The organism is Paraflavitalea sp., assembly GCF_059502485.1.
The window spans coordinates 924780-941745 of record NZ_JCACET010000011.1; the positions used below are offsets into that span (position 1 = coordinate 924780).

Here is a 16966-nt window from a genome sequence, read left to right on the forward strand (position 1 = left end):
TGCCGACTCACAGAGTCACTCCACGAACGATTACTCCCCGTTGCATCACCAGCTTTACCTTTCTTACCTGGGCAATATTATTGGAGGGGTTTCCTTCAACTACAAGTATATCAGCATCCAAACCCGCACGTATTCTACCCACCGCTGCACCGATACCGAACACATCAGCGTTGACAGAGGTAGCTGAGCGAAGCACCTCGAGCGGCTTCATGCCATACTCCACCATCAACTCCATTTCCCTGGCGTTATCACCATGCGTGAATACACCCACATCACCGCCCATGCAGATAGTGACATTGGCAGCAAGCGCAGCAGCAAAACTTTTTTTCTTCTCAACGATGCGATCAGGCTCGGGCAAAGTACCCACTTTCCAGCCCTTGTATTGCGCAGTAGCATGACCTGCCGCCAGCGTAGGGCATAACGCCACACCCCGCTCCTTCATCAGCCTGAACACCGCACTATCTCCTTTATCCCCATGCTCTATGGTAGATACGCCCGCCAGAATAGCCCGGCGCATACCTTCAGCCGTAGAAGCATGTACTACAACCTGGCGACCGCTACTTTTCGTTACAGCTACCGCCAGCGCCATTTCAGCATCCGTAAAAGTGGGCTGCGCCACGTCATGTAATCCCCACCGGTAGTCGCCATATAATTTGATCAGATCAGCCCCCTGCCCGATCTGCGTCCTGATTTCACGCGCCAGCTCTTCCGGTCCACCTGCCTCCGCTGCGCCCTTCGGCAAATGCATTTCAGCCACTTCAGACCTGGGCCCGTAACTGCCCGTAGCAACAATGGCCCGGGTGGCCACCAACATCCGCGGACCAGGAATAATCCCCTTCTCAATTGCCTTCTTTAAACCAACATCATCATACATCGCCCCCTCAGTACCCAGGTCGCGCACAGTAGTAAAGCCTGCCAGCAAAGTCGCTTTCGCATGATTCACTGCCCGCGCCGTACGCTCAGCCCTGGACTCCTTCAATACCTGGTCGTCCCAGGTCGTTTCATTATAAGGATGCAGGAACAAATGACTATGCCCTTCTATCAGGCCGGGCAATAAAGTACAACCTTTCAGATCGATTACTTTTGCTCCCCGAGGTATCGCAAGGCTGGGTCCTGCCCCTTCGATCCTGCGATCTTTAACCAACACCATCCAGCCTTCATGCATCACCTCGCCATCAAAAACACGATCAGGCTTCAATACATATACAGTAGGCGACGCAGATTGTGCAGTAAGTAAGACGGGAATTAAAAAACAAAACAAGAAGGTCAGTAATCGCATGATTAACGTATAGTTTGTTAAATTACAGCAATTCTTCCAATACACTACAACCATGCGCTATACAAAATTACTCAGCCTTATCATCATTTGCAGCAGCACCCTGCTTGTCAACGCTCAAAAAGCCAAAAACCTGTTCAACGGCAAGGACCTGAAAGGCTGGAACATCCACGGCACAGAAAAATGGTATGTAGAAAAAGGCGAGCTGATATGCGAAAGCGGCCCCGATAAACAATATGGCTATCTTTCTACTACAGATACCTATAAAGATTTTGAGCTCACACTGCAATTCAAGCAGGAAGCCAATGGCAACAGCGGCGTATTCTTTCGCTCCTCCATCGAAGGTGTAAAGATCAGCGGCTGGCAGGTAGAAGTAGCCCCCCTCAACAGCCACACGGGCGGCATTTATGAATCATACGGCCGCGGCTGGATGATACAACCCAAAAAAGAAGACGAACAATGGCTGAAGCAAGGCGAGTGGAATGTGCTCAGGATTAAAGTCGTGGGCGGCGAAGTAACCACCTGGCTCAATGACCATGAGATGATCAACCTCAAGGATGATAAAATTGCAGCTGCCAACGGTTTTATAGCACTCCAGATACATGATGGCGGCGGGATTAAAGTTCGCTGGAAGAACATCCGCATAAAGACATTATAAAGTATTTGGTTTAATTTTTGCTTATATTGCAACACGGACAGGGGAAACTACCCTTCACGTTTTCACTACCTGTCACTCACGTTATTGCATGGCCACCTTCCCTATGCAACCCTTTATTCCACTACACCGTCATTTACTCAGTTTTTTATCCATACCCACTCCTTTTTATCTCTGCAACCCGTTTTTATCCGTAAAAAGAGCCTTTGGCCAATAACCAAAGGAATGATCAGGTATTTCGGGGGCATCAGGCATGCCCAAGCTATTAAGAAGATACTGCCGGGCTGTAGTCATATAGTCGGCAGTGTTTTCTTTTCTTATTGCAGCAGCTCGTTGTACTTAGTGATGATCTTTATGAAATCTTCCACCTTGTCCATCCGCAAAGTCTGCTGCGCCACAAATTGCTTTAACCCGTCCTGCTGCACAGGCAACTTTTGCAGTAACTCGTTTTTATCCTTCGGAAGCAATATCATAACACCATCCTGTAAAAGATAATAGAAATCCTCTTCCGCCAGCGAGGAGCGGTTATTGTTACCTACCAGCTGCCTTTCTTCCACGATCATTTTGGTAGGTAGGCGCAGCAACAACACCTTGCCACTGGTGAGCACCTGATAATAAGTGTCTGCCGTATATTTATCTACAGCCGGAAACCCTTTCCGGAAAATAAGAGAGTCTTTATTTTTTCGGCTGCTGGTATACAACACAAACTCCTTCACCTGACTTTCGGCAGCAAAAGCAGTCCCTTCAAATTGCAGCATAAGCCGGTTGCGGACACAATCGAAGCGCAGCTTGAATTGCTTTACCACCCGTCCGCTTTTGAAAATCACCACACCATCCAGCCAGTCTTTGAACAGATAAGGGTTACCGGAAGCATTGGATATCTTATCATCATCCTTTTCCTCCGTAGTTTGGGCAGCCCCCTGTAGCATCAGCAGCACCAGGAAGCACCCGAGGATATGTTTCATGGCTAATCATTTATAAGGAGAAGATACGAATTCTTTAAGGAAATTTTAATACCTATTATACAGAAAACCCCGGAAACAAAGTTCCGGGGCACTATAAAAAACTAACAAAACAAAAAACTAATCATTGCGCAAGCTTAAGATAGGGTTGGCAATTGCCGCTTTCACAGCTTGGTAACAAATAGTGATCAGCGCGATCCCCAACATACTAACGCCGGCAATCACAAACACATCCCAGGTTATAGGTCTGCGGTAGGAATAATCCTCCAGCCATTTTTGCATCAGCCACCAACCTATCGGCGCTGCGATCAACATGGAAATAACGACCAGCTTCAGGAAGTTCCTGGTGAGCAGCATAAACAATCCCACCACAGAAGCACCCAACACTTTGCGGATACTCATTTCCTTACTTCGTTGCTCGGCCATGAAAGCAGCCAGCGCAAACAAGCCCAGGCAGGCCACAACAATAGCCAGTACGGCAAAAGAGGTGAAAATAATACCGGTACGCTCTACATCGGCATACATGGCTGCAAAATTTTCATCCATGAAGGAATACCGGATAGGTTGATTAGGCGCAAAACCCTTCCATATATTGGTAATATCAGCCAGCGATTTTTGTACATCACCACCTTTCATTTTAACGGCAACTACATCTCCGGTGCGACCCAGCGTCATACACAGTGGCCCAACCTGCTCCTTCATGGTTTCGAAATTGAAATTCTCCACCACCCCTATCACGGTGAAATTTTCCCAACCATTGGTGAGTTTTTCGCCGATGGGGTTCTTCAGTCCCATCTTGCTTACCATAGCCTCATTGATGATCAAAGCCTGCGAATCCGTAGGCATTTGCGGAGAAAAATTCCTGCCGGCAACGAGCTTCATGCCGAAAGTAGAGATATAACTATCATCCACATACCATTTCTGGCCGCCCACACCTGGATCTTCCTTCCGCTTACCTTCCCGCCAGAAAGTATTGCCATCCCTTTTGGTATTGGAAACAGGCAGGTAACCACTCACAGATACATTCTTTACTTGTGGCAGTTTCAGCAATTCGCTTTTTAAAGTAACAGTCTGTCCCTTCAGGGTATTGGCGCCTTGCACTAACAAGATTTGCTCTTTATCGAACCCAACCTTAGTATGCAGGATATATTGCATCTGGCGATAAATAACCACCGTACCAATAAGCAGGATGATAGAAGTAGTAAACTGGAACACCACGAGCGTGCTGCGCAATCCTGAATTCTTACTACCACGGCTCAATTGCCCCTTCAACACCTGGATAGGCTTAAAGGCCGACAAGTAAAACGAGGGATATAAACCAGCCAGCAACCCAATAACAAGTACAGCTGCACTAAACAAAGGAAATAACCACCATTCCCCAATGGGTATACTCATCGACTTGCCAGCCACCTTATTCAACGATGGCAAAGCGATCCAGGCAATCACAAAACCCAATACAAAAGCGAAAAAGCTATACATCACCGACTCGGTCAGGAATTGCCGGATAAGCATGTTCCTTTGCGAACCGATCACCTTGCGAAGCCCCACTTCCTTGGCGCGATTGGCTGAGCGGGCCGTAGAAAGATTCAGGAAATTGATACACGCAATCACCAGAATAAAACAGGCAATGGCAGCAAACAGCCACACGAAACGCATATCACCCCGCGGCTCCCAGTCCCACATATCGTAAGACTTCAAATGAATATCCTTCAAAGGCTGAGCAAGCAAACTGGCTTTCTTAAAAATAGCTGCCGCATCTACATCGCCCGCAGCAGTTGCAGAAGGCAGGTAATACACCTTAACGATATGATCGAAAGCTTTCTTTTCAAACGCCTTTATATCCGTGCCCGGTTTCAATTGCACATACGTGCTATAATTTTGAGCCTGCCAGGTGTCCTGCTCCCCATCCCACATGGCCTTACCAGTCAGGGTCAGCATAAAATCATAATGCAGGTGTGAAGTACCGGGCCAGTCGGCAATAACACCACCTATCCTGTAAGGCTTCTTCGTATCATTATTGAGGAACATCAGTTTGCCCACAGGATTCTGACCGGGGAAATACTTATCGGCTTTCCGCTTGGTGATCACCATGGTAAACGGTTCAGCCAGCGCTTTTGCCCGCTCTCCGTACACCATCGGAAGCTCCAGCATATCGAGCATCGACTGATCGATATATGTAAACCCTTCCTCATAAGTATTATTGATATCATCCTCCTTACGCAATTGATTACTACCGGCGCCATAAAACAGTTTGGCAGGCATGATGCGGCCGGTATTTTCCACTTCCGGAAAATCAGCCTTCACAGCTTTGGCCATGGGCGCTGGCCAGCTAACACCTTTTTCGATCTTACCATTGTCATTGAATACACCGATAAGCCGATAAATATTATCCGCATTCTTATACTGCGTATCATAACTCATCTCATCCCTGATATATAAGGCGATGAGCAAACAGGCAGCAATACCAATAGCAAAACCACCGATCTTGATAGCAGCATACATCTTTTGCCGCGACATATTCCGGAAAGCGATCCTGAAATAATGAGAGAGCATAATAGATGAGTTTTAAACAAAGTACCGTATAAAATAAAAATGTTTCTGACTATTCACTCCGTAAACTATTCACCGGATTGGCCAGTGCCGCCTTCAGCGCCTGGAAACTGATCGTCAACAACGTGATCAGGATAACCACACCACCAGCCGCCACAAAAACCAAAGGACTGATCCCTATCCGGTAAGCAAATGCCTGCAACCACTGATCCATCACCCACCCTACAATCGGACAAGCAATAACAATAGCGATCAATACAAGCTTCACAAAATCCTTCGACAGCATCATCACAATACGACTGGCAGAAGCCCCCACCACTTTACGAATACCAATCTCCTTTTGCCTCCTTTGCGCCGTAAAAGCAGCCAGGCCAAACAATCCAAGACAGGAGATCAAAATAATCAACCCTGTGAAATACTTCGACAGCGTAGCCACCCTTGATTCAGCAGCATACAAAGCCCGGTATTCCTCATCGAGAAACCGGTAGTCGAAATCCAATCCTTTATAGAAACCTGCAAACTCCTGCTGCAACGTGGCCAGCGTTTGCTTTTCAGTACCTGCTTTCACCTTCACGATCACGTTGGGCATCACCGGGAATACCTGGAAAAAGCAAGGCTTGATACCCTGATACAACGTTTCAAAGTTGAAGTCCTTCGCAATACCTACTATACGACGTTCCCTGTCCCAGTACTTGATCGTTTTACCAATGGGATCTTTCAGCCCCATCTTTTTGATCGCCTCCTCATTGAAAATGATTTCTTTCATGGCATTGTCGTTGGGAGAAAAACCCTTGCCTGCCACGATCTGAATACCCATCGTTTCCATGAAGCCCTGTCCTACTTCCAGGTTCGCGAAATCGATCTCATTGGAAGGATCTTTACCCGGCCATTGAAAGCCACCAATACCACCATGATCACCATTGAGATTATGATAATAAGACGCTGCATTGACCACGCCGGAAACATTCTTCAGTTTATTGACAAACGTTGATGCCCGCTGCAGACTTTCCGGGCTTTCCTCAAGCGGAATAGCAAAAGCCACCACATTGTCCCGGCTATAACCAAGATTCTTTGATTGTATAAAATTCATCTGTGCAGAGATAATCAGCACGGCCACAATAGCCATCACAGAAAGAGAGAACTGAAAAACCACCAACCCCTTACGCACCCACAATTCACCGGCAGAAGCACTGAGCTTTCCTTTAAGCACAGCCACGGGCCTGAAGCCTGAAATATACAACGCCGGATAGGTGCCAGCCACCAAACCAGTAAACAACGTAATAGCAAGAACAGACAACACAATAGGCTGCGTAAACTGAAGTACCAACGATTTGCCGGTAAGCGCATTGAAAGCAGGCAATAACAGCACGATCAGCACCAATGCCAATAGCAACGATATAAAACTCAAACACACTGACTCACCCAGGTACTGGAGAATGAGCGCACCTCTGCTGGCGCCTACCACTTTCTTTATACCCACTTCCTTTGTCCGTTTGGAAGCACGTGCAGTAGACAGGTTCATGAAGTTGATACAAGCGATCAGCAACACAAAAATACCAATGGCAGCAAACAACTTCACGTAAGAGATCCTGCCACCAGCCTGCACACCATTACTATATTGGCCATAGAGATATTTATCAGAGAACCTTCTTACAAACAATGTTTTCTTTTCGCTCTTATCCTTTGCCAGCATAAAATCGTGGATACGCGCATTGAACCGGTTGACATCAGCCCCCTCTTTCAACAACACATATGTGCTGGGGTCACTGTTACCCCATTTACGCATACCCGGCCGTTTATCAACAAACAGGTCGAAGTTGAACAACACATCAAACTTATCGGAAACATTAGCGGGGTTCTTTGCAAAGACACCTTTAATAATATAAGATCCATTAAACTCTCCCTGTGCCCATTCGATGATCTTTCCTACTACATTATCGGTAGTATGAAAGACCTTCATGGCCAGTTCATCTGAAATAGCAATGGATTGTTTGTCGGTCAACAATTGATTCTTATCGCCCGATAAAAAGTGGCAGGAAAAAATACGGAAGTAATCTTTACTAATAAATTGTCCTCTTGCTTTGAGCTTGCTCTCTCCCACAGTCATGATACCCTGACTTGAAAACCATGAAGCGGGAATTACAGTAGCTGCATATTCAACCTCAGGCATTTCTTCGGCCAGTGCATTACCCAGCAGCCCGGCAGTATATTCGATGGTTTGAATACCATTAGTACCCTCCATATTCTGCATCACCTGATAAAGACGATGATCGTTTTCATTGAACTTGTCCATCCCTACCTCATCGGAAATCCACAACCAGATCAATAAAGCACAGGCAAGGCCAGTGGCAAGGCCGGTAAGATTCAGAATGGCAAACCGGCGGTCTTTGACCAGGTTACGCCAGGCAAACCGAAAATGATGTAAGAACATAAGATCAGGAGTTAAGTGGTAAAAGCAGTTATCGGTACAAACCGTACCAAAGACAATGCCCTTATCCACTTAACTAATACCCAACGATTTATACTCAATACATTTTACACCCACTGTTCGCTTTCGATACAGCAGGTGTAACTATTTGAGCCAGTTTACAGATAACTCAGCCACCACTGATCTTTGTGCGAACGCTTATATTGATCATACCATTTACAAAGCGGGTACAACAATACCACCACTAAAATCCACACCAGCCAGGTAACACCGAGCGAGAACCCATAACCTTTCAGTTGATCTACCCGGCCTGTCCACAACGCATTATCCAATACCATGTCACCCCATTGATGACCACTAAAACTGGTGGCAAACATGGCCAGCAGGTGCAACAAATAAAGATGCAGGATATAATAGAACAAGGGCACCCGGCCAATGATACCAACCCGTTGACTCAGCCAACCGTTTGCCCTTTCACTCCAGGCCAAGAACAACAGCGCAGGCCCGATGGTCATAAGCAGGTAAAGCAAGGAAGGCGGATATTTCACCGTATTCAAAAATGACAGCACGGTGTACATAGGCGTAGACTGTTTACTCCACACATGGCTATCACCATACACGTTGATAAAACGGATAACAATAAACAGCCCTATCAGCGAGAACCCAAGCCTCAGTAATAATTGCTTACGCTTCTCAGCCGGATAATCCTTCTTGTACAGCTGACCCAGGCCATAGCCCAGCGCCATCACACCTATCCAGGGGATCATAGGATAGCCAACGAGGATGAGGAAACCATTGTAGGTAAAAGGCTGCTGCTCGTGCAGCAAGGCCCATCCAAACCCCTTCAGCGTGTTGCCCGGCACATGAATGCCGTCCAGCAGGTTGTGCCCCGCCACCATGGCAATACCAATAGAGAGGATGGCCCACATGGGTAAATAGATCAGTACGGCCAGCGCGATCATACTAAGACCCAGTGCCCATATTACGGTAAGATCAACACCCTGGCCAACAAAATTGAAATACCAGGCCCAGTGCACAACAGTCAGCTCCAGGAAGACGAGCCATATGCCCCGCTTCAACAAAAAGAGCGATAACTCTTTTTTAGACTTCCTTTCACCAACGAGGAAAGCAGAAATACCAGACAGGAACATAAAGATCGGCGCACAATAGTGCGTGATCCAGCGTGTGAAGAAAAGCGCAACACTTGTTTTGGAAAGATCGAGCGGGTCATAGACCAACGCATCGGCATGGAAATAATCACGAACATGGTCCAGCGCCATGATGATCATAATGAAGCCCCGCAACAGATCGATGGAGGCAATACGGGCAGTTGCAGCGGCCCTTTGAGGCGCCGCCACGGGAATGGCTATACTTTGCATGGCTATACTTTTTACGCCACTAAAGATACAGACATTTTATCTGACAAAACAACACCAAACCGAATTTTATTCTAAAATACATACACAATACAGAAACATATTCTATCCACCAACCCATATCTTGCTGTTTTACCCAAGCGCCACCAATGCTAACAAAAAAGCCCCCTGCTGTAACAGAGGGCTTTAAAAGTCAGTACTTCGTAGTGAAAATTATCATGCGAAAGAAATCTCGCCTCAAACCGACACTAATGAGTATTAACTTGCTTCTCATTGCTGTAACGTTTAATGTTAGATAATCCAGATTTCTGGATGTCTGGTATCAACCCTTGACAAAACAAGCAGTTAAAATAGCCGGCAGTTACAGCTACCGGCCATTAGTAGCTTTTTGAATGAACCTCCCCTCCGGGTAGCTAAAAACATTCAGGTTCTTGTAAGCCCAATAGTGTAATATTATCTCTCCCTATTAATTCCTACTGTGGAAAGGCAATGGTCAAAGCTCGAAGCGGAGAAAATAAACACTCTTGTACTCTCAAAAAACTACTTCATTACAACAGAAAAGCAACTCTCCCTATGAAAAAAGAACTCCAATACCGGTCATAACATCAACGAATAACCCATTTCGCTCAACTACTACCTAAAAAAGATTTGACTTATCTCATATCACTCGTGATATTACCAATAAAAAAGCCCCTCGCATACGCGAGAGGCTTATATCCTAATTAATCTTTCTAACTTAATAAATCCTGACTCAGAAGATTACTTCACTTCTTCATACTCAGCATCAGTTACATTTTCGCTGCCGCCGGCGTTGGATTGGCCACCACCGTTAGGACCAGCTTGATCTGCACCACCTTGAGCACCATCAGCCTGAGCCTTATAGATCTCTTCAGAAGCTGCAGTCCATGCATTGTTCATTTCAGCAACAGCCGTATCGATCGCTGCTACGTCTTGTGATTTATGCGCTTCCTTCAGCTTGTTCAGTGCACCTTCGATCGGAGCTTTCTTATCAGCAGGGATCTTATCACCAAAGTCTTTCAATTGCTTTTCAGTTTGGAAGATCAGACTGTCAGCCTGGTTGATCTTGTCAACCTTCTCACGCGCTGCCTTGTCGGTAGCTTCATTCGCACGGGCTTCAGCCTTCATCTTTTCCACTTCATCCTTGCTCAAACCACTACCCGCTTCTACACGGATCTTTTGTTCCTTACCAGTGCCTTTGTCCTTCGCAGTAACGTGCAGGATACCATTGGCATCGATATCGAAGATCACTTCGATCTGAGGCACACCACGTGGAGCTGGCGGAATATCGTTCAGATTGAACATACCGAGGCTCTTGTTCTGGTTGGCCATCGGACGCTCACCCTGCAGTACATGGATCTGTACACCAGGTTGGTTATCGCTGGCAGTAGAGAAAGTTTCAGACTTCTTGGTAGGGATGGTCGTATTGGAATCAATGAGGCGAGTCATTACACCACCCATTGTTTCGATACCGAGAGAAAGCGGTGTTACGTCGAGCAACAACACATCCTTCACTTCACCGGTCAATACCGCACCCTGGATAGCAGCACCTACGGCTACCACCTCATCGGGATTCACACCCCTGTTGGGTTTCTTACCGAAGAACTTCTCAACGATCTCCTGTACTTTGGGAATACGGGTAGAACCACCCACCAGGATCACTTCGTCGATTTGAGAAGTGCTCAATCCAGCATCCTTCAGCGCTTGCTCGCAAGGTTTCAGGCAACGCTCGAATAACCTGTCAGCCAGTTGTTCAAACTTGGCACGTGTCAGCTTCTTCACTAAGTGTTTGGGAACACCGTCAACAGCCGTGATATAAGGCAGGTTGATCTCAGTTTCGCTGGAAGAAGACAACTCTACTTTTGCTTTTTCAGCAGCTTCCTTCAAACGTTGTAAAGCCATCGGGTCTTTACGGAGATCGATAGATTCATCCTTCTTGAACTCCTCAGCCAGCCAGTCCATGATCACCTTATCGAAGTCGTCACCACCAAGGTGCGTATCACCATTAGTAGACTTTACTTCAAATACACCATCGCCCAGCTCCAGAACAGAGATATCGAACGTACCACCACCAAGGTCAAATACGGCGATCTTCTGATCGTGCTTGCCTTTGTCCAGGCCATAAGCGAGGGCAGCAGCAGTAGGCTCGTTCACAATACGGCGAACATTGAGACCGGCAATTTCACCGGCTTCTTTGGTAGCCTGACGCTGAGCGTCGTTAAAATAAGCCGGAACGGTAATTACGGCATCAGTTACATCCTGACCGAGGTAATCTTCGGCAGTCTTCTTCATTTTCTGCAGCACCATAGCCGAGATTTCCTGCGGGGTATACAAACGACCGTCTATGTCAATACGTACGGTATTATTGTCACCTTTTGCCACTTTATAACTCCAATGGCTGATCTCTTCGGTCACTTCATCGAACCGGCGACCCATAAAACGCTTCACACTCATGATCGTATTATGGGGATTTGTAATAGCCTGACGCTTGGCCGGATCACCCACCTTACGCTCTCCGTTTTTCAGGAAAGCCACTACAGACGGGGTAGTACGGCGTCCTTCATCATTAGCTATAACCACAGGCTCATTACCTTCCATAACTGCCACGCAGCTATTGGTTGTGCCCAGGTCAATTCCTATTATCTTTCCCATAGTTGTGTTGAATTTAATGTTCTCCTATGGTTATCAAAGGTTATGCCGTGAGGGCCGGAAATGCAAAAATGGCAGTCTGCCAAATGGGAACTTGTAGAATAGGTCAGCCGGAGATACTTAAAAGATGCTCCCGGGCTGCCTTCCCCCTCAAGTTATCTGAAGGCAAGACAGAGGCAAGATGATAGCAAGGTAATTGCAAGACAATAGCAAGAGAAGGAGACTCAAATGCAGTACCGGCGGGGGTTACGCCTTTTAGGGTGTTTGCAGAACGCGTATAAACCAAAGTAAGTCAGCATATTATAAAAATAAAGCCCGTTTTATCCTTATTAACCTATCAACATGTCAACATATAAACCCTTATCAACCTATCAACTTATTAACTTTTCACCGGGTCACTCAATTTACGTTTTTTACAGCCAAAAAGCAAGATCAAAGAAACCCACCTGACAGCCTTTCCGTAACTTCCCCTTAAAATAGTTAATATGGCTGCCACCCTTGCCGGAAAACTGAAGATCAAAGAAGGCTACACCCTGCTCACCATCAACGCACCCCGCGATTTTGAAGCAATATTGTCACCCCTGCCCGACGACGTGACCATCACCAGCACCGGGAAGGAATATCAGCAAATCCACTGGTTCGTCCTCAACCAGGCCCAAATGGAAAAAGACATGCCCAAAGTGATGAAACTGTTGGCAGCAAAAAGCTCGGAGAAAGAGCCCGTAACCTGCTGGACCTATTATCCCAAAGGAACATCTGGACTGCAAACCGACCTCAACCGCGATAAAGGCTGGGAAATGCTGCTGAAAACAGATTTCCAGTGGCTAAACCTGATATCCTTTAATGACACCTGGTCATCCTTTGCATTCCGGATGAAAACATCGGCCGACGAGAAGAAAGCAGCCAACAAAGAAGAACGCCTCATATTCCAGTACGCAGATTCCAAAACAAAGACCATCCGCCTGCCCGAAGACCTGGCAAAGGCCTTTTCCAAAAACAAGAAGGCTGCCACCGCATTTGAAGCACTCGCCTTCAGCCACCGGCGCGAATACGTAGAATGGATCATCACTGCTAAAAAAGAAGAAACAAGGGCCAACAGGATTCAGGGCACCCTGGAGAAACTATTGAAAGGATGGAAGAACCCCTCCAATCACTAACTATTTCTTATCGAGGTTATAGCTTTGAATAAAACAATGCGGAATGAAAGTTTTAGGCTGCACTTTAGCCTGCTGCTTTTTCATCAGTTGCATATTACGGTAATGCTGCGGCCCGATGCCTACTTCCTTTTTAAACAATACACTGAAAGAGCCGATACTTTCAAAACCAACTTCATTACAGACATCTGTCACCGCCTTATTTTGCGATAACAGCTCCTGTGCCTTGTCAAGCCTTTTGCGCGTAAGATATTGATGCGGTGTTTTACGGTAGATACGACTGAACAACCGGTGGAAATGGAACCGGGAAAAGCAGGCCTGCCCCGATATGCCATCGAGATTGATCGGCTCATGGTAATTCTCGTCCATGAACAACTTAGCCGCCACTATCCTTTCATATACATCAGTAGTAAGTTCCATTCGGGATGTTCTTACTTCAAATATAATACAATAATCCAGCCTTCCGGCCCACTTCGTACCTTCTATTTCCGGACTCAGACCTCCCATTTCCCTAAAAAGCAAGATTCAATAAAGCCGTTATCGGCCCATTCAATAGATTTGGATTAATAAATAAAAACGATATGATAACCAAAATGTCACACACTACCCTGTTTGTGCAGGACCAGGAAAAAGCTTACGACTTTTATGTAAATAAACTCGGCTTCAAAGTGAATACCGATGTAATGATGGGCAACACCGCCTGCGAAGATGGACAGGAAGAACCCAAAGACGCCGAACATGGTGGCGGTGGCTATCGCTGGCTCACCCTCAATCCACCCGATCAGCCCGATCTGGAGATCATCATAATGCCGGTAGTAGGACTTGATGAAGACGCACTAAAAGCCATCAATTTACTGCTGGAACGCGGAGTAATGGGCGCAGGCGTTTTCCATACACCTGACTGCCGGGCAACCTACGAAGAGCTAAAAGCAAAAGGAGTAGTGTTTAAATCAGAACCCAAAGAACAGTTCTATGGCATAGAATGCATCATCACCGATAGTGTAGGCAACTGGTTCAGCATGACCCAGCCCAAAGAACATTAAGTATAGCCACGATTATTTATTATCCGTAGGAGTTGCCGAAGATTTTTCTTCGGCATTTTCTATTTTGAAAGTGAACTTCTTTTGTGTGAGGTAACTGAAGGAGACCACAATAATGGTGGTAAGCGCCTTGGCAACGGTGGGGTAAATACCGAACTCGTCCACGAACAAAGTAATACACACATAATTTAATGTGATACAAATGACCACCAGCACAAAATAGCGGAACAACTGCACACGCCCGTGCAAAGAAGAGCCGGGAAATACAATATTCTTGTTCAGTAAATAACCTGTGGGGAAGCTGATCGCAAAAGCAAAAAGAAAAGCCGCGATCTTGGCGCTGATCGCCCCGAAAATGGGCACATGTATATCAGCCTGGTGAAATATATAGTGAAAAGACAACCAGTAGAGAAAAATATCCAGTAAAGTGTTGCCGCCACCACATACCGCATACCGGAACGTCTGCAGGTTCATGTACTTACGGAAGGGCGGATAGAAAAAGTCGATTAAGCCAGTTATGGAATCCTTGAGCATCAGTATTTTCTTGCGGTGCAAAAGTAAATCAATTACTACTACCACCCATGGGCAAAACACCATCTTATATCAAATTAGTGTTATGCCGGCCCATCATATAACAAATACTCATAAAGCATAGACCCTAAGTCAGTTACGTAGCAATACTTTGACGGCGATCAATAAAAAGTCACCTTGACAATTAATCACTTAAAAAATCACATATTTGATTCTGAACTTGTTGTTTAACCCCTAAATCTGCAAAAGGCTGTTCTGAGAAGGGCAGCTTTTTGATTTAATGCCTTCCGCCCCTTTGGGGGCTACACTCTCTTGATTCTTAATTCTGAATTTTGTATTCAGTACCTTTGCAGCCACAAAATCGAAAAATGGCAGTTGTTCAGGCAATACAATCGGTAGTAAGCAAAGAAATAGAAGCATTATTTCAAATACATATAGAACCATCCACACTCCAGATCACAGAAACCAAGCCGGAGTTTGAAGGCGATTATACCGTGGTGCTCTTTGCCCTGGTAAAAAACCTCAAAAAGAGCCCCGAAGCATTAGGCAAAGAACTGGGCGAGAAACTGGTAGCGGCCGACAACAGCCTGTTTACAAAATACAATGTGATCAAAGGCTTTCTGAACCTTACCCTGTCAGAAGCATACTGGCTTCAGTTCCTGCAGGATAATCACAACGATACCAGCTACGGACATAAACCCAAACACGGTCAGCGGGTAATGGTGGAGTACTCCTCCCCCAACACCAACAAACCACTCCACCTCGGACACCTGCGCAACAACTTCCTGGGATGGAGCATTGCAGAAATTTACAAAGCCAATGGCTATGAGGTCATCAAAACCTGTATCGTCAATGACCGCGGCGTTCATATCTGCAAGTCCATGCTGGCCTGGCAGAAATTTGGCAACGGCGCTACGCCGGCAAGCACCCACACCAAAGGCGATCACCTAGTGGGAGATTACTACGTAAAGTTTGAGAACGAACTGAAAGCACAAACTGCACCCATACTGACAAAAGTAATGGCCGGCGACCTCGAAGGCTTTTCCAAAGAAGACCAGGATAAATTACAATTGTTCCTGAATAAGCTTCCTCAGCTGGCAGGCAATGCCGAAAAAACAAGCGAGATCAACGAAGAGATCAGGGAGATCGTAAGGAACAACACCCCCGTCATGAAAGAGGTGCGGGAAATGTTGCTGAAATGGGAACAAGGTGATCCGGCAACAATGGCCCTTTGGAAAGAGATGAACAGTTGGGTGTATGCTGGTTTCGATGCAACCTACAAACGCATTGGCAGCGATTTCGATAAAACCTATTACGAAAGCGACACCTATCTGCTGGGAAAAGACCTCGTGGAAGAAGGATTGAAGAAAGGCGTCTTCTTCCAAAAAGAAGATGGCAGCGTGTGGATCGACCTTACAGCAGATGGACTGGACCAAAAGATCGTACGCCGCAGAGATGGCACGTCTGTATATATAACACAGGATATCGGTCTCGCTGTTTTCAAATACGAAGAATACAAGTGCGACCAAAGCATCTATGTAGTAGGCGACGAGCAGAACTACCACTTCAAAGTACTGAAACTAATTGCACAAAAGCTGGGATTGCCTGCAGCCGATGGCATTTATCACCTGAGCTATGGTATGGTGGAACTGCCAACAGGTAAAATGAAAAGCCGCGAAGGAACAGTAGTAGATGCCGACGATCTCGTGGATGGCATGGTACAGATAGCCCAACAGAAAACAGAAGAGCTGGGCAAGGTAAAAGACTTCAATGAAAACGAGCTGGCTTCCTTATACGATACCATTGGCCTCGGCGCATTGAAATTCTTCCTGCTGCGCGTAGATCCCAAAAAGAGAATGGTATTTAATCCGGAAGAGTCTATCGACTTCCATGGCTTCACCGGACCGTTCATTCAATACACACACGCCCGTATCAAATCGATCCTGCGCAAAGAAGCTGCTAACAATAGCGGCGACAAGACGGCCGTGAGCAAAGACCTGTTCCCACTGGAAAAAGCAGTAATCACATTGGCAGAGCAATACCCTGCCATTCTTGAACAAGCTGGAGTAGAACACAATCCATCAGTTATTGCCAGCTACATATTTAAACTGGCGCAAACGTTCAACTCATTCTATTCAGAGCACTCTATCGTTAATGCAGAATCGAATGAGAAAAAACAACTACGGTTACAAATAGTACAGATCACAGTCAACATCATTGCCTCAGGCATGCAGATCCTGGGCATCAGGGTTCCGGAGCGTATGTAATAACCAGTACAATTGATAACAATTTGTTAGCCTTCAGGACGCTTGATCCTGAAGGCTTTT

At 46.2% G+C, this 16966-nt stretch carries 12 protein-coding genes; 4 read left to right on the plus strand and 8 right to left on the minus strand.

All coding sequences use genetic code 11. The annotated features are described in order from the left end of the window. Nucleotides 1–7: 7 nt before the first annotated feature. Nucleotides 8–1279, minus strand: coding sequence for a metal-dependent hydrolase family protein (locus AC5JBY_RS31490; RefSeq protein ID WP_495908680.1), 1272 nt, complete (start codon nt 1277–1279; stop codon nt 8–10). A gap of 52 nt (nt 1280–1331) precedes the next feature. On the opposite strand from AC5JBY_RS31490, the gene AC5JBY_RS31495 reads away from it, so the two are divergent. Continuing rightward, nucleotides 1332–1934, plus strand: a complete 603-nt coding sequence (locus AC5JBY_RS31495; protein WP_495908681.1) for a 3-keto-disaccharide hydrolase — start codon at nt 1332–1334, stop codon at nt 1932–1934. 314 nt (nt 1935–2248) lie between these two features. Here AC5JBY_RS31495 and AC5JBY_RS31500 read toward each other — a convergent pair whose 3' ends face one another. The 5 genes from AC5JBY_RS31500 to dnaK form a co-directional block, all read right to left on the minus strand. Continuing rightward, on the minus strand, nt 2249–2896 hold the full coding sequence (locus tag AC5JBY_RS31500) for a hypothetical protein (protein WP_495908682.1): 648 nt from the start codon (nt 2894–2896) through the stop codon (nt 2249–2251). 117 nt (nt 2897–3013) lie between these two features. Continuing rightward, entirely contained in the window at nt 3014–5446 is a 2433-nt protein-coding gene (locus AC5JBY_RS31505; protein ID WP_495908683.1) for an ABC transporter permease, read from the minus strand. A 49-nt stretch (nt 5447–5495) separates the two neighbouring features. Beyond that, nucleotides 5496–7874 (minus strand): ABC transporter permease, encoded by a 2379-nt coding sequence (locus tag AC5JBY_RS31510; protein ID WP_495908684.1) that lies wholly within the window; start codon nt 7872–7874, stop codon nt 5496–5498. 155 nt (nt 7875–8029) lie between these two features. Then, nucleotides 8030–9250 carry an acetyltransferase domain-containing protein gene (locus AC5JBY_RS31515; RefSeq protein WP_495908685.1) on the minus strand — a complete coding sequence of 407 codons (1221 nt, stop codon included), beginning with the start codon at nt 9248–9250 and terminating at the stop codon, nt 8030–8032. Nucleotides 9251–10006: 756 nt separating this feature from the next. After that, nucleotides 10007–11917 (minus strand): molecular chaperone DnaK, encoded by a 1911-nt coding sequence (gene dnaK / locus AC5JBY_RS31520; protein ID WP_495908686.1) that lies wholly within the window; start codon nt 11915–11917, stop codon nt 10007–10009. Between the two features lie 482 nt (nt 11918–12399). Here dnaK and AC5JBY_RS31525 point away from each other — a divergent pair, with 482 nt between their 5' ends. Beyond that, a complete protein-coding gene (locus AC5JBY_RS31525) occupies nt 12400–13071 on the plus strand; it encodes a YdeI/OmpD-associated family protein (protein WP_495908687.1) in 672 nt (223 codons plus the stop codon). On the opposite strand, the gene AC5JBY_RS31530 is transcribed toward AC5JBY_RS31525, so the two are convergent. Continuing rightward, a complete protein-coding gene (locus AC5JBY_RS31530; protein ID WP_495908688.1) occupies nt 13072–13488 on the minus strand; it encodes a helix-turn-helix transcriptional regulator in 417 nt (138 codons plus the stop codon). A gap of 161 nt (nt 13489–13649) precedes the next feature. Between AC5JBY_RS31530 and AC5JBY_RS31535 the strand changes: the two genes are divergently transcribed. Beyond that, nucleotides 13650–14111 (plus strand): VOC family protein, encoded by a 462-nt coding sequence (locus AC5JBY_RS31535; RefSeq protein ID WP_495908689.1) that lies wholly within the window; start codon nt 13650–13652, stop codon nt 14109–14111. Between the two features lie 12 nt (nt 14112–14123). Here AC5JBY_RS31535 and AC5JBY_RS31540 read toward each other — a convergent pair whose 3' ends face one another. Beyond that, complete coding sequence (locus AC5JBY_RS31540) at nt 14124–14663, minus strand: GtrA family protein (protein ID WP_495908690.1); 540 nt, start codon at nt 14661–14663, stop codon at nt 14124–14126. A gap of 344 nt (nt 14664–15007) precedes the next feature. Here AC5JBY_RS31540 and argS point away from each other — a divergent pair, with 344 nt between their 5' ends. Next, nucleotides 15008–16906: an arginine--tRNA ligase gene (gene argS, locus AC5JBY_RS31545; RefSeq protein ID WP_495908691.1), complete on the plus strand. Its 1899-nt coding sequence runs from the start codon at nt 15008–15010 to the stop codon at nt 16904–16906. Nucleotides 16907–16966 lie beyond the last annotated feature (60 nt).